This is a genomic window from Moritella sp., from assembly GCF_033791185.1.
GTDB lineage: Bacteria > Pseudomonadota > Gammaproteobacteria > Enterobacterales > Moritellaceae > Moritella.
This window is the reverse complement of the sequence record NZ_JASJHF010000173.1, coordinates 17,767-33,012: the sequence shown is the minus strand read 5'-3', so window position 1 is coordinate 33,012 and position 15,246 is coordinate 17,767. Positions and strand designations below refer to the sequence as shown.

Sequence of the window (15,246 nt, the reverse complement as noted above, 5' to 3'; positions counted from 1 at the left end):
TGAAATCTATCTCAATGAAATGGTACAAATCAATAACCTATCCGGAGGAGTTATTGCACAATGTACAATTTACCATTAAAAAATGGTACTGAATATTACAATGAAAATGCAGAAAATAAAATAAAATAATAACGCATAATTACACACATCTGTTACCAACTGATTATTAAAGGTTTTATTGCACAATCATCTGTGCCAATCAAACTAGTGCTAAATTGGTTATACATAATGACTAACACGTCATATATTTGTATTACTTATGGGGTGAGCATCACACTTCAAACATCATACATTTGTATTACTTATTGGGTAAGCATAATGTGAACACAGCTAAAAAACGAAACATTATCGGTCACATAAATAAGAAGGATCTATCCATGTTTAGTGCTATACAACGTTTAGGTGGGGCGATGTTTACCCCGGTTTTACTGTTTCCATTTGTAGGGATATTGATTGGGTTTACCATTGTTCTTAAAAACCCTCTCTTTGTTGGCGATTTAGCTGACAAAAATGGAATGTACTATCAGATATTACAAGTTATTGAAGAAGGTGGTTGGGCTGTCTTTCGGAATATGGCTCTGCTGTTTGCGATCGGTTTACCTATCGGCCTTGCTAAAACTGCACATGCCCGTGCGGTGATGGTAGTGATGATCTCCTATTTGACCTTCAACTATTTTGTTGGTGCAATGGGTGGATTTTGGGGCGATTACTTCGGTGTCGATTTCTCCCAAGCTATCGGTGGCACTTCAGGTCTGACTGAAATAGCCGGGATTAAAACACTCGACACCGGTATTTTTGGCGCCATTATTATTGCATCTTTGGTGACCTGGATTCACAATCGTACCTTTGATAAGCAGTTGCCCGCCTACCTCGGTATCTTTCAAGGTGCCTCTTTTGTTGCGATGATTTCTTTTTTCGCCGTGTTTATAGCCGCTTGGCTGACTCTGATGATATGGCCATCGTTTCAACATGGCATTCTTAATATGCAAAGTTTCATGATTGAATCTGGTTCACTTGGTGTTTGGCTATACACTTTCTTAGAACGTATTTTAATCCCGACTGGTCTGCATCATTTTGTTTATACCCCGTTCGTGTTCGGTAATGTGGTGACGCCAAATGGTATTACTGTAGATTGGATAACTAACTTAGAAGTTTTCTCGCAATCTAGTGAGTCAATCAAAGATTTGTTTCCTGCTGGCGGTTTTGCTTTGCACGGTAACTCTAAGATCTTCGGTTGTACCGGTATTTCTCTGGCAATGTACTACACCGCTAAACCGGAAAATCGTCAGAAAGTTGCCGCGTTATTGATCCCTGCGACCCTGACTGCGGTAGTCATCGGGGTCACCGAACCACTGGAATTTACCTTCCTATTTATTGCCCCTTGGCTGTTTGCAATTCACGCACTGCTGGCTGGCACGATGGCTGCGATAATGTATAGCTTTGGTGTCTCCGGCAATATGGGCGGTGGTCTGATTGATTTTGTTACCTTTAACTGGATCCCATTGCTGGACAACCATTCCGGCATGATAGCTACTCAAATTGTGATTGGTCTGTGCTTTATCGCTATCTACTTTGTCTTATTCAGCTACCTAATCGTCAAGTTTAATGTACAAACTGCCGGTCGTGGTGACAGCGAAATGAAACTACATACTAAGCAGGATTTCAATCAAAAGCATGGGATTACCAGTAAAGATGGTAATGCCGCAAAGCCACTACAAATCCAAGCCATTAAAACCATCGCGGCTCTGGGCGGTGTTGAGAATATCGCCGACCTAAGTAATTGTGCTACTCGCTTGCGAGTAACCGTGAGAGATGCAAGCAAGGTGCAATCATTAGAACACTTTGTGAGTACTGGAGCATTAAGCCTAGTAACGAGAGGCAATGCGATTCAAGTGATTATAGGATTGAACGTTCCCCAACTGCGCGAAGAGTGTGATTTGATTTACAGTGCGGCAAACAGTACTGATGTCGATCTAACTCTTAGTCCAGCAGCTTAAATGCTAATTAAACAAATTTTTTATTAAACACATTATTCATTAAACATAGTTACGGGCGGTAGTAAGCCGCCCAACACAAAATGAGGCTTATTATGAACAAACAATTTTCTGTCGTGATCGCAGGTGGTGGCTCAACATTTACTCCAGGTATCGTGATGATGCTATTAGAAAACCAAGATCGCTTTCCTATTCGCAAACTAAAATTTTATGATAATTTTGCCCAGCGTCAAGAAACAGTGGCTGAAGCATGCAAAATCTTACTGCAAGAGCGAGCGCCACATATCGAGTTTTCTTATACTACAGATCCAGAAGAAGCCTTCACTGATGTTGATTTCTGTATGGCCCATATCCGTGCTGGTTTGTATGCGATGCGTGAACAGGATGAGAAGATCCCACTACGTCACGGTTGCGTCGGTCAAGAAACCTGTGGCGCAGGTGGTGTTGCTTATGGTCTACGTTCAATTCCAGCCGTTATCGAAATTATCGATTTCATGGAAAAATACTCTCCGAATGCGTGGATGCTGAACTACTCTAATCCAGCAGCGATCGTTGCAGAAGCATGCCGTGTTATGCGTCCTAATTCAAAAGTTCTGAATATCTGTGATATGCCGATTGGTATCGAAACGCGTATCGCTGAAATCTTGGGTTACCCAGACCGTAAGCAGTTTGACATCATGTACTACGGTTTGAATCACTTCGGTTGGTGGAAAGAGTTTAAGGATAGTAATACGGGTGAAGATCTGATGCCTCGTATCAAAGCATACGTCAAAGAGAACGGCTACCTGCCACCAAGTGCTATGGACGATTCGCAGCACAACGATCCATCGTGGAACGCAACTTTTGTTAAGGTGCGTGATGTATATGCATTGGATCCTGAAACGATTCCAAATACTTACCTTAAATACTACCTGTATCCTGATTATGTTGTTGAGCATTCCGACAAAGAATTCACGCGTGCGAATGAGGTTATGGCTGGTCGTGAGACAGAAGTCTTTACTGAATGTCACCGTATCATTGCCAGCGGTACAGCGAAAGACACCAGTATTGAAGTGGAAGAACACGCGTCTTATATCGTTGATTTGGCCACTGCCATCGCCTTTAATACTAAGGAACGTATGCTATTGATCGTGCCTAATAACGGTGCGATTAACAACTTCGATGCCACTGCGATGGTAGAAATTCCGTGTATTGTTGATAGCACGGGTGCAAAACCACTACAAATTGGTGATATCCCTGAATTCCAAAAAGGCTTGATGAACCAACAGGTATCGGTTGAGAAGTTGGTTGTTGAAGCGCACGTGCAAGGTTCTTATCAGAAACTATGGCAGGCGTTGACATTATCGAAAACTATTCCGAGTGCGTCAATCGCTAAAGCCATCCTTGATGACCTCATGGAAGTGAACAAAGACTACTGGGTAGAGCTGAAGTAATTAATACTCTTTGATGCCCTGCGTTTCGCAGGGCTTATTTTAATAAATGATAGTAAACCCTTCACGCTAACCCACCGTAAAAAACCTTAAAACATTGAATTTAATTACATATATCACTTTTCAATCTTGATTGAAAAACAATAAAAATACATAATACCCCCGATTTATTTCATCTTGAAAAGTAAAAGCGCTCGCTTTATAAATCGACAATTTTCACTCTCAATTTTTATGTCAACAACGATAATTCTCCATGACGAACCTATATAACATACGTAAGCAACCTACTGTCCAATTGGTTGAAGATCATGTCGACAGGCACCGCAGAACAACCGCTACCAAGCAAACTGACTATCGCTATATTCGAACATCATACTTTAAATGAATGCGCTCAGGCGATGGCGGCACGACTTAAGCAAGTGGGTATCGACTGCGAGGTGAACGTCTATGCCTTTGAGGCGTTAGTGCAAAAAGCCAGTGCAAATATACTGATGGAAGACCTGATATTAATTAGTCTGGATTTAGACGACAACCTGCCAACGTCAATATTTCACTGGATGTTATCGAATTCGGTACTAAATAAAAGTCTGCCTGCTGAGGCGAGTAACTGGCTGCAAGCTAAACTAATCAGCATTCGTCAGCAACAGCCATTGACCAATTACCTCACGGAGTTGGAATCACTTAGTACAGCGATGATTACTGAGCACTGGATGATACCTATGCTGCACCATCGGCAGACCTTGTTTTTTCAAGGGGTACTCAAAGGCGTGTCGATAAATGTCTGGGGTTGGCCTGAGATACAGGATGTATGGTCTGAAGAGTTCGTTGGTAACAATTAAATACTCGATGCCAGTAACGCTCACGTACGAGCGTTAACCTTGGCACATTGGTTATGCGTTTTCTTTAAGCTCGCTAATGCTTTTAATTCCGCGTCTGGTTTTTACTTCTAAGGGATCTAATGCCGAGCCCAATTCAGCAACATTAAAACCTATGCTAAATTTATTATTGGGAAGGTACTGATGCTTGACACTGAACTTGCTAAGCAGCAAACCCATATTACTTTCAGGCATTAGCTTTGCGATCACGACACCAAATAAAAGGAATGTTTCACCGCTATCAGGATCTTTATCTCCAAGACCTTTAATTGCAGTCACTTTGCAAAACGTACTCACCTTTCTTGTGCTGGTTACGACACAGACGATACTGCCTTCTCGAAGCTCTTTCCAAGCCGTATTTTTAACATTCCCCAATTGCTTTTCCGAGATATCAAATATGACATCTGATTCTGTTGGATAGCATTTTTTATAATTTCGATTATGTATATTATTTAGCAAAAACATGTCTATTTCCTAATTATGTACAACGCCGCTGAAAGCGGTCGTTGTCACCACGCATTATAATTTTCTATCATATTCTATCAATGTCATTTGCTCTGTCAGCTGTGATTCAGCCATCAGCTAACCACTCCATAGTAGTCCTACCAGCACTGCCAAGCAAGGTCTGTCGCTTACTCAACATAGCACCTTAGGCAAATCCTGCCACATTGGTGGTGTATTGTGGTGTCAGCATGCAGTTCGTCGTTAGAAGAAAGGGAAAGCAATTGTTGAAATCATCTATGCTAGCGTTTATTTATCGGTACATAATCTCGAATTTGATTACCGCAATAAACTTGGCGCGGGCGCGCGATCTTTTGATCCGGATCAACTAGGCCTTCCTGCCACTGCGCCAGCCAGCCCGCGGTGCGTGGAATAGCAAATAGCACCGGGAACATGCCAACCGGAAATCCCATCGCCTGATAAATCAAACCTGAATAAAAATCAACATTCGGGTAAAGATGACGCGAGATAAAATAATCATCAGCCAGCGCGATCCGTTCCAGCTCCAGCGCGATATCAATCAGCGGATTAGCACCAGTCACAGCGAAAACATCGTAGGCTAATTTTTTACAGATCTTGGCGCGGGGATCATAGCTCTTATACACCCTGTGGCCAAATCCCATCAACTTGCCGCCCTTCCCTGATTTCACTGATTTTATAAAATCAGGCACGTTGTCAACTGAACCAATCTCGTTCAACATACGCAGTACGGCTTCGTTTGCGCCACCATGTAACGGTCCATAAAGCGCGGCGATGGCTGCCGAGGTGGCCGAAAATGGGTCGGTATAAGAGCTGCTCACCGCACGCATCGCACTGGTACTGCAATTCTGTTCATGGTCGGCATGTAAAATAAACAGCACATCAATGGCTTTTTCCAACACTGGATTGGGCTGATATTTTAATTCGCTTATCTTCCACAGCATACTCATGAAGTTGCCGACATATGACAAATTATCATCGGGATAAACATAAGGCAGCCCACAACTATGGCGATAAGCAAACGCAGCGAGTGTTGGCATCTTGGCCATTAACCGCCAAACCTGCTTTTGCCTGCAGCTTTCATCATTAATATTTTTAGCATCAGGATAGAAGGTCGACAGGGCACCGACGGTGCCCACTAATGTCCCCATTGGATGGGCATCATGCCGGAAGCTGTCTATCAGTTTTTTGATATTCTCATGCACAAAGGTATGCTGGCTAATATTTTCACGCCATTTAGCCAACTGCGCCGAGTTCGGCAACTCGCCGTATTGCAGCAGATAAGCGGTTTCCAAATAAGTGCTTTGTTCGGCTAACTGCTCAATGGGATAACCCCGGTATTGCAGCATCCCTCGCTCTCCGTCCAGAAAAGTCACACTACTTTTACATGACGCCGTATTGGTATAACCAGGATCATAGGTCAAAAGGCCAAAATCATCTTCAAATGCTTTTATCTGCCTGAGTTCAAGTGCATTAATACTGGCACCGTAACCAGGGTAAGTGCCGTATTGAATGGGTATTTCGTAACTTATACCCGTTCGATTATCGATAATAGTAAGGCTATGGCCATTCATGATATCCCCTTCCTGCTGAACTTGCTCGCCAAATACATAAGCGGGCAGAGACAAAACACATACTCTGAAGTCTAGTATTTTATAGCCACTTTTCAATCAATAATGCAGCTAGACAGGCTCGAGGATATTAACCGCAGTCACCGATATTGTTGGCTTCGTCGCACTCTTAGTGCTTAGGTACGCTATTCTTACTGTAAACGGTGTTCTCACTCTTACGGTCAACAACGTACTCAATGTTAGGCTAAGGAAAATCTAGATGAAATTTAGTTTTAATGTCGAGGACGCCAGTCAAATTTTTGTTGGGGCATTTGCACTTGCTGTGCCCATCGCATTTTCAGAGGAAGCGTGGAAGCTCGGAGAAACACTACCTACCCCTAATTTGCTCATGCTTTTTACCCTGTCACTTATTTTTCTTAGTTTATTTACTTATGAAAGTGTTTTTCAACGAGACATAAAATCGAGAAAGCTGGGCTTTTTATTGCGTATTGTGATTGCTTATTTAATCACCGCGTTAGTCGTAGCATTAGTGCTGTTTTGTTTAAATAAGCTGCCACTAATGACAGATCCACTGGTATCGTTGAAACGTATTATTGTGATCACCATGCCAGCATCCATGGGCGCCATCATTGTTGATAGCTTTGATAAAGAGTAACGCTGCTCCACTAAAGTATCTATAGCACTTATTCTGGTGGGGTAATTGATGATTTAAGATCGTTTTCACGCTTAACAAGTACAAAGGTCAGGTACATTTTGGTGGGTAACGAGCAAGCAAAACCCAACGCAATACAACCCGCACAAATCATGATGCCCATCACGCCATACTGCTGGGTAAAGTCGGTGTACGACAATAGATAATGACCAAATAAGATCAACGATATACCAATCACAATAAAGGTTTTCAAAATACGGATAAGCTTGGTATTGGTCATATCATCATCGTCCATTATTAATGAGATTGTTTACATCTACCATTGTTTGGCTAACCGACAATGGCCGCTATGATCTAGCGCAATGAATTTAAAATCATAGACATATCAATGAAAATAATAGTTTGCATATGAGAATGGGGACAGGGTCAAGAACCCGACTTAACCTCGGGTTCTTGAAATGGACTTTTAGTTTATATCCGAGATATATGTCCAAAATCTATTATTGCTTTTATTCGTTGGGAAATACCAATAGCGGCCATCACTGCCTAATCCAGAGAGTTTAAATAACTCCTTATCTCCATTGTAAGGATTATCGTATACATACATGTCGCCGACGGTTCCAATACGGTCATAATCTCCCCATTGGTAATAGGTTTTATCTTTATCATATCCATTTACGGTGTAAGACAAAGGTGCTTTAACCGGATCAATTGCTCTTTCAACTAATGCATTGCCTTTACATACAATTGCGGCACTTTGTGGAAGATCCGCTTCAGGTATATTTACATGGAATTTATTCATCGTATCGCTATCGCTGCGAACATCAGATAGCTTAAATCTCAACGACTGACCGTTACTTGTTGCTACCTGTAATTGACAGTCATTTGCAGAAAGTCGTTCATTATCATCACTGTAAGTAAAGCCATATGAACCATGCAATGCAGGATAGATGTAACTAGGTAATATCCCTTTCGGATCGTAATAACCGACCAGCGTAGTAACAGGGATACCAAACGAGGTTGGCGCTCTTGCTACCGTCAGATCGGGTGCTTCGCCTTCAATCCAGCTTAGGCCATCAGAGATATAAGAAGTTTTCAATCCATTATAGATAAGAACAGAATCACCATTAATTTGCAGGTGGCTATTGTAACCCGCGCCGTGATCGATCGTGATGGTTCGACCTTTATTAAGCTCGGATGCAGCTGGTACATTAATGTATTTTTTCCAGTTACCGTTGGACATCCCAATGTTCACTAAGGCGTGATCTTCAAATAAATCAGTTAGATAATCTTCCGATAATTGGTTGATCGATACATTAGCCTGCGCTTCATCCATGACACGATGTTGATAAGGTTCCATTGTTTGTGTTACTGGATCCCACTTTTTAAAACCGGTATCAGAATCGGCTGAAAACACGACTTTTGACTCAAGGTTACGCTGGATGATAGCCGCGGAGTACGGCGTGTAAAGGGTGAAACGATTAAATGACGACAGGGGATATCCCCCACCCATGGCATCCTTACCAAAGTATCTGCCATAGAAAGGTGCCTGGCACTCCCCATCACGGCAAGTACTCTCATTGTAAATCTTCGCGGTCATGTTCGGAATAAATTTATTACGATCCGCATCCCACCCCCAAGTAGAATTGACAGCATCTGCCTGACGATGAATAGATCCGGCAAAACCGCCAGGGTAATGACCCAATCCATAGTTATGCCCGACTTCGTGGCTAAATTCATTACCCAAAGAAGCATCTAGGGTCACAATACCACCGCCACCAGAACCACCATGGGTGATTACACCGTTCTCATACTTACCGCGGCTGTTGTGAGCAGCTAATTGCGATGCTAAGTAGGGATGTCCGCTTTCCCCCTCGCCGATCGAACTGTTGATACCATAGTTGGCGTTATCAATGCCGATAGAAATAAGCTCTTTACCAATCCGCTGGCGCATCGTACCAGTATGCCAGCCTCCAGAACTCGGGTCGAAGTCGGTCAGCAAGGTACCGTTCGGCAGCATGACTTCTGGTAAATAGAGAGGCTCATATTGACTCACCGTCATACGACTGACTGGAACCGTTTGAAAATATTCGCGTTGTGCTTCACTATCTGTGGCGAAATTAAAAGCATCACGGGGCTTAGTCAACATGCCTATGTCAATGGTATGGATAAGCAGTTCTGAAGGTGCCCCCACTTTAACGCCGCTCAGCTCACCGGAAAGTTCGCCATGAGTAAACCGCATCTTAACACCAGGTTTAATCCAGTTAGGTGGCAACTTAAGACTCCAAGTGTTGCGAGCGTAAATGAGCTTATTAAGCGCTAATTCACCGTCACGGATCCACTGACCATTTAAATATTTAAATACCAGCGTATCACCACGATTTAGACTCTCCTCACGACCACTGTATTGAACATATGATGTATACCCCGCTCGTGAGTTAACCTTTATTACTTTATTTGTCATGGATGCAGAGCTCGGCAGATAAATATGCTTGGTCCACAGACCATCTGCCGTATTAATTTCAATCAAATTATTGGTGGTTAGTGCTGCAAGCAGAAATTCAGCATTCGCATCGTTTAGTTTGGCGAGTTCTGACCTAGAATTAATTACCGCAGAAGGTCCCGCAACTGGCGTAAAATCAAGTTCTCCTTCCGGTGCGCCTTCAATAGCATAAGCTGTTTTAGGTAGTTGGTTAGGCGGATTAAGGCTCATAGTACCGAGATCACGACCTTGCTTATCAATTGCAGTAACACGTAATGGTGTGGCAATATTTAGATCACTTTGTTTAGGTTTAACCATCAGTAATGACGTTCGTAGCGCTGTCAAATATGGTTGAATATCCCCCTCTACTCCATGTTTTGACGGCATTATCTGGCTTTGGGCAAATGAGACTGAAGCTTCTAAGCTCCCTTCTAAATCACTAGGGAAATCATTGTTATTAAATACCATCAAAGCAGCAGGCTCAGCGACAGTTCCCGTTATTTGCTCTGTAGCATAAACAGCTCCAGAGGCTAAAAGGCTAGCCACTATACTGGCGATATAGGTGATTTTTAAACGGGAGTGGCTAGATGATAAATTGCATGATTCCGATGCAATTAGAGAAGGTGTTTGCTGTAACATCTTAATATCCTTATTCGTTAGGAGTCATCAACGAAAAGGGCTGCAACCAAGCAGAAAAACGTAAACAGTTATGATCCATTCAAAACTGTTTATAAAGCTATGGCGGCCCCGCTGTCATAGGTCTTTACAACCCTTAAACCGGTGGCTTTGCGTCCTAACCTTTCGATTAGTTTGCCCTTTACATATAAAGTGTAAAGCTTTGATACTTCACATATGTATTTAATATAGGCATTTACATATAGCCTTACTTTAATTTTATAATTAAATACAACCGACATCTCATTTTTAGGTCTTCATAGCCACTTAATTGTACACTTGAGATTAGCGCTTTAGAACGTATTTAAATAAATACAAGTGTCGATAATAACGTGTAATATTTTACATTTTTTTGTTCATATTGACGTTTAACAAGCACAAATATTAGGTATTTTTTGATGGGTAAAATCGGGGCACGAAAAGAATAGTTTGGATACACGTATGGAGGCAGTTATTGAGATAATTCTGGCGATGAATAAAAGTTATTAGCCCTAAAATTAAAAACGCTTATCAACGAAGGACTCGCTGATAAGCGAATAGTAAAAGTCATCATCGGCACATGTTATACCGATTGTTAGCGATTATCTAAGTACGATAAGTGGTACTCGACAGTTTTCAATCATGCGCATGGTATTACTACCAAGGAAAAAGCTTCTCACCTTGGAATGGGCAAATGCGCCCATCACCACCAGCTCAATAGCATGCTGTTGTTTGTAATCCATTAGCGCAACAGAAATATCCCCTTCCAAATAGGTGGCGATGACGTTAAAGCCTTCTTTCTCAAGTCTTGCTTGAGTGAGTTCAAATTTCTGCTGCTGTGTGTTTTCACTGTTTTTAATTGTCACTAAATGACACGTCATGCCTTTAAGTAAACCGCCTGCAATAATACGTTGCACAGCTTTGTCAGCCGTTTCGCGGCCATCATAAGCCAACATGAAGTTCGTCGGTTCAGTAAAGTCCTGCGGGGCAATCACAATCGGCGTATGCACCTGACGGATCAGCGTTTCGATATGCGAACCTAGGGCTTTAAAATCACCTTGATGACCATTACCCGAGCGTCCGACAACCATTAAACGCGCATCGCTTTCTAAACCCACTAAGGCTTCAATAAAATCACCATGGCGCTGGATCTGCTCTACATCTGTCAGACCCGCAGTGTTGGCTCTATCGACAGCACTACCTAACATCTCATTACCCAGCTGAATGGCAATCTTGCCACGCTCCGCATCAAGCTCAATCATTTTGTTAAGCAAGTCTGAACGAGCACCTAAGCCAATAGAACCAGTTAAGTCGTCTGCGCCATGTTGCTGCTTTTTATCGATGGCATGCAGGAAAACAATGCCATGAGTTAAACGTTTTGACGCCCAGATCGCGGTATCAGATACCGCTTTAGCCAGTTTAGATCCATCAATACATGCTATTATTTTTTTTACATTGTTGCTCATTGTGTTCTCCTTAGTGGCCAGCCATCATCTTTTCAACAGCAGCGGGATCATTATGAATTGCAAATTTATCAATCACGGTCGCTGTAGCATCACTCATGCCGACAATATTAACGGTTGCACCTTCGCGGCGGAACTTAATCACCACTTTATCAAGTGCACCAACCGCACTGATATCCCAGAAGTGCGCATGCGATAAATCGATAACTACGTTATCAACAACTTCTTTAAAATCAAAACCATCAACAAACTTGTCCGCCGACGCAAAGAATATCTGGCCGGTTACTTGATAAGTACGCACTTGCTGCTCTGTTTGGCTGTTTTTGATAACCATAAAGCGGCTGATCTTGTGCGCGAAAAAGAGCGCTGACAGCAATACCCCCACAAATACACCAATGGCTAAGTTATGGGTACCGACAACAGTAATAACCGTCGCAATCATCACAATACTGGTTGATAACGGGTGCGTGCGAAGATCTTTAATCGAGCTCCACGAGAATGTACCAATCGATACCATGATCATTACAGCGACCAAAGCAGCCATCGGTATTTGCTTAAGTTCATCGCCTAAGAAAACCACCATAATCAGCAAGAATACACCCGCAGCTAAACTCGATAATCGACCACGACCACCCGATTTGATATTAATAATTGATTGACCGATCATGGCACAACCTGCCATACCACCCATTAAACCGGCACCAATATTAGCAATACCTTGTGCTTTACATTCTCGGTTACGATCACTTTTAGTATCCGTTAAATCATCGACAATCGTTGCTGTCATCATCGACTCTAAAAGCCCAACCACAGAAAGACCAATGGAATAAGGTAAAACTATCCACAGTGTTTCTAGCGTCATAGGCACTTTTGGCCACAAGAATATCGGTAACGCATCAGGTAGTTCGCCCATATCACCAACAGTTCTAATATCTAATCCAATTACCTGCGATAACACGGTAAGTAAGATGATACACACCAAAGGTGAAGGAATGCTTTTACCAATAACTGGAATATAAGGGAATAAATAGATGATACCCAGGCCACCAGCAGTCATTGCATAGACATGCCAAGTAACATTAGTTAATTCAGGTAGTTGGGCGATAAAAATCAAAATAGCCAATGCATTTACAAAGCCGGTCACCACTGAACGCGACACAAAACGCATTAAGCTGCCTAGCTGTAAATAACCCGCTAATATTTGCAATACACCCGTTAGCAAAGTCGCTGCAAGTAAGTATTCTAGCCCATGCTCTTTAACCAGCGTCACCATTAACAGTGCCATTGCACCAGTCGCAGCAGAGATCATACCCGGTCTGCCACCTGTAATTGCAATAATAGTAGCGATACAGAACGAGGCATACAGACCCACTTTAGGGTCGACACCAGCAATAATAGAAAACGCGATAGCTTCAGGGATCAAGGCTAACGCAACAACAATACCGGCTAAGATATCTCCTTTAACATTACCTAACCAATCTTGTTTCTTTGACAAAAAAATCATACTTATCCTTTTTTAGATGCATCTATCACGTACGCAAAGCATGCGCTGATGCACGGATATTTCGCTTAATCAGACCATTAAATCGAGAGATTTATGCTATTTCAGGTACAAATGACCTGCAATAAGGATAAATTTCGCCACGGTAAACCGCATTCAAATTAATGTACGCTTAAACGATAAATAGCGATGGCGATCGAGCCATGCTGGGGAATTCCTGTTTTAAATGATGCCGTTTGTGCCGCATACGCGCAGGCGAACTGCTCAGTTAAAAACTCAGGAAGTAGAGAGCATCAACAATTAGCGATATTATCATCGACTGATATACGCACTAATGCTAATAGAGTTCAATTTATAATAATCTTACGATGCGTAAAATCCTGACTTTATTACTTAAATATAAAATTTATAAAAAGCGATAAAAGTCATATAAATTGCTTAGAGGGGAATACAGGGGCTATGGCGGAGTCATCACTATACCTTCAAGTTAGAGAAATAAGCGTATTAATTGATCTGGGCTTTTATCGTGATGAGTAGTTTAGAAAGCACCGCTTTCTCTTCACCAGACAGCGTATTACAAATATCATTTTCAATTGAATCTGCAATCTGCCACAGTTCTTGCATAATAGGCTTGGCTTTAGTTGTTAATTTTAAACGAAATACTCGTCTATCTTCCTTATCATTCAGTCGTTTAACTAAATTCAATTGCTCTAACAAATCAATTTGTCTTGCTAGCGTGATCGGTTTTACATTTAAAATTTCGGCCAAATCAACTTGTCGACAGTTTTCATTTTCAGACAGGTGAACTAATACTCGCCACTGAGAATGGGTAACACCGATACTTTCAGCTTGCTTGTTAAAGCGTTGTCGAATGACGTGGCTGATTTCATAACTAAGAAATCCGAATTTAGAATGTATCATGATTTAAATTTAAACGGCATTTGATAAGGAAGGCTTATTATATGCCGTTTATATGATTAAAGTAAACAATCTATTCGATTAACTTGTTATCAACTTAGATTCAAGTCAGTGGGGTAATATCTAAACTGTCCTGCGCTTTGCAGGTTGTGCGTTTTTCTAATGCTTATTGGTGAGTGTTATTCATGTGCCCTTGCCCTGCTTGTTTGCCCATTTGATAGCCATCATTTAGCGTGACTTTATTCATTGTTAATCTTTTTACTGCAAAGTTTTCAGGCGGCGCAATAACACGGATAATTGCATCTTTAGGTGGATGTTTAATAAACTCAAGTGATTGGTTGTAGTTGCTCGCTCTAACTATAAGAGATTCTGCAATATTAGGATGTTGAGAGAACAGTTTCTTTATCAACCATGGCATTGTAATGGCTTTTTTTTCATAGCTAAGCGGGTGTGACAATATAACGGTAATATCACGAGCCCCGCGTCGATATGCCTCCCTTACAGGAATTGAATCTGCTATACCACCGTCTGTATAACAACCGCCTGCTAAACAAGGTGTATCACGATAAGCAATAGGGAGTGCAGTTGTCGCTTCGATTATATTTGCGAGTGACTTAGGTTTAACTCGATAGTAATCGGCATGGCCAGTGTCAATATTGGTCACGGCTGCATACATTGGAATATTTGCAAATAATGCTTCGCAATTAAGTGGAAAATGTCGATTAGATTCGTCCCAGAGCCATTTAACATCGACAAGATGACCACCTTTGGCAAAACGCATGGGATTAAAGAATGCTTTATCTGTTGCTATCATAGTAATAATACTGAAGCTACGTCGAGGTGTATTTGCAAGATAGCCCACTAAATTAGAGGCGCCAGCGGAAACACCGATAGCAAAGTCGTAGGGTAAAAAAGCCTTATCCATGAAAGCGTCTAGCACCCCACTAGCAAAAATACCTCTCATCGCACCACCTTCAACAATTAACGCTCTTTTTTTCATGTATTCATCCGTCATAAGTAACTAAATGATTCCTGCTTTAACTGATGTCATTTACCACGCACGCGCGCGACCTGACGGATCAGTTAAAAATATTTCAGGAAAATAGATCTCATCAACACTAAGTAACATTTTCATTGACTGATATGTTCACGACTGCTGATAGAGTTCAATTTATAATAATCTTACGATGTGTAAGAAATTGACCTTAAATAGCAAAGTCATATAA

At 41.8% G+C, this 15,246-nt stretch carries 12 protein-coding genes and 1 riboswitch; of the genes, 4 read left to right on the top strand and 8 right to left on the bottom strand.

All coding sequences use genetic code 11. The annotated features are described in order from the left end of the window. Positions 1-377: 377 nt before the first annotated feature. From QNK26_RS10550 to QNK26_RS10540, 3 genes are all read left to right on the top strand, one after another. Positions 378-1,997, top strand: coding sequence for an alpha-glucoside-specific PTS transporter subunit IIBC (locus QNK26_RS10550; protein WP_319222782.1), 1,620 nt, complete (start codon positions 378-380; stop codon positions 1,995-1,997). A gap of 92 nt (positions 1,998-2,089) precedes the next feature. Beyond that, the gene (locus QNK26_RS10545) at positions 2,090-3,427 is read left to right on the top strand and encodes a 6-phospho-alpha-glucosidase (protein ID WP_319222780.1); all 1,338 of its coding nucleotides are present in this window, start codon (positions 2,090-2,092) and stop codon (positions 3,425-3,427) included. Between the two features lie 305 nt (positions 3,428-3,732). Continuing rightward, positions 3,733-4,263 (top strand): hypothetical protein, encoded by a 531-nt coding sequence (locus QNK26_RS10540; protein ID WP_319222778.1) that lies wholly within the window; start codon positions 3,733-3,735, stop codon positions 4,261-4,263. Between the two features lie 51 nt (positions 4,264-4,314). Here the strand turns inward: QNK26_RS10540 and QNK26_RS10535 are convergent, their stop codons facing one another. Next, the gene (locus QNK26_RS10535) at positions 4,315-4,764 is read right to left on the bottom strand and encodes a hypothetical protein (RefSeq protein WP_319222776.1); all 450 of its coding nucleotides are present in this window, start codon (positions 4,762-4,764) and stop codon (positions 4,315-4,317) included. Between the two features lie 278 nt (positions 4,765-5,042). Then, the gene (locus tag QNK26_RS10530; protein WP_413816358.1) at positions 5,043-6,353 is read right to left on the bottom strand and encodes a citrate synthase; all 1,311 of its coding nucleotides are present in this window, start codon (positions 6,351-6,353) and stop codon (positions 5,043-5,045) included. Positions 6,354-6,609: 256 nt separating this feature from the next. Here QNK26_RS10530 and QNK26_RS10525 point away from each other — a divergent pair, with 256 nt between their 5' ends. After that, positions 6,610-7,005: a DUF2391 family protein gene (locus QNK26_RS10525; protein WP_319222772.1), complete on the top strand. Its 396-nt coding sequence runs from the start codon at positions 6,610-6,612 to the stop codon at positions 7,003-7,005. Positions 7,006-7,033: 28 nt separating this feature from the next. Here the strand turns inward: QNK26_RS10525 and QNK26_RS10520 are convergent, their stop codons facing one another. From QNK26_RS10520 to QNK26_RS10495, 6 genes are all read right to left on the bottom strand, one after another. After that, a complete protein-coding gene (locus QNK26_RS10520; RefSeq protein WP_319222770.1) occupies positions 7,034-7,282 on the bottom strand; it encodes a hypothetical protein in 249 nt (82 codons plus the stop codon). Between the two features lie 186 nt (positions 7,283-7,468). Beyond that, positions 7,469-10,123, bottom strand: coding sequence for a M66 family metalloprotease (locus QNK26_RS10515; RefSeq protein WP_319222769.1), 2,655 nt, complete (start codon positions 10,121-10,123; stop codon positions 7,469-7,471). A gap of 98 nt (positions 10,124-10,221) precedes the next feature. Next, positions 10,222-10,309, bottom strand: a riboswitch (cyclic di-GMP riboswitch). Positions 10,310-10,740: 431 nt separating this feature from the next. Then, positions 10,741-11,604, bottom strand: coding sequence for a universal stress protein (locus QNK26_RS10510; RefSeq protein ID WP_319222768.1), 864 nt, complete (start codon positions 11,602-11,604; stop codon positions 10,741-10,743). Positions 11,605-11,614: 10 nt separating this feature from the next. Further along, positions 11,615-13,105: a SulP family inorganic anion transporter gene (locus tag QNK26_RS10505; protein ID WP_319222766.1), complete on the bottom strand. Its 1,491-nt coding sequence runs from the start codon at positions 13,103-13,105 to the stop codon at positions 11,615-11,617. A 501-nt stretch (positions 13,106-13,606) separates the two neighbouring features. Continuing rightward, on the bottom strand, positions 13,607-14,023 hold the full coding sequence (locus QNK26_RS10500) for a MarR family transcriptional regulator (protein ID WP_319222765.1): 417 nt from the start codon (positions 14,021-14,023) through the stop codon (positions 13,607-13,609). Positions 14,024-14,186: 163 nt separating this feature from the next. Then, positions 14,187-15,020 (bottom strand): patatin family protein, encoded by an 834-nt coding sequence (locus QNK26_RS10495; RefSeq protein WP_319222764.1) that lies wholly within the window; start codon positions 15,018-15,020, stop codon positions 14,187-14,189. Positions 15,021-15,246 lie beyond the last annotated feature (226 nt).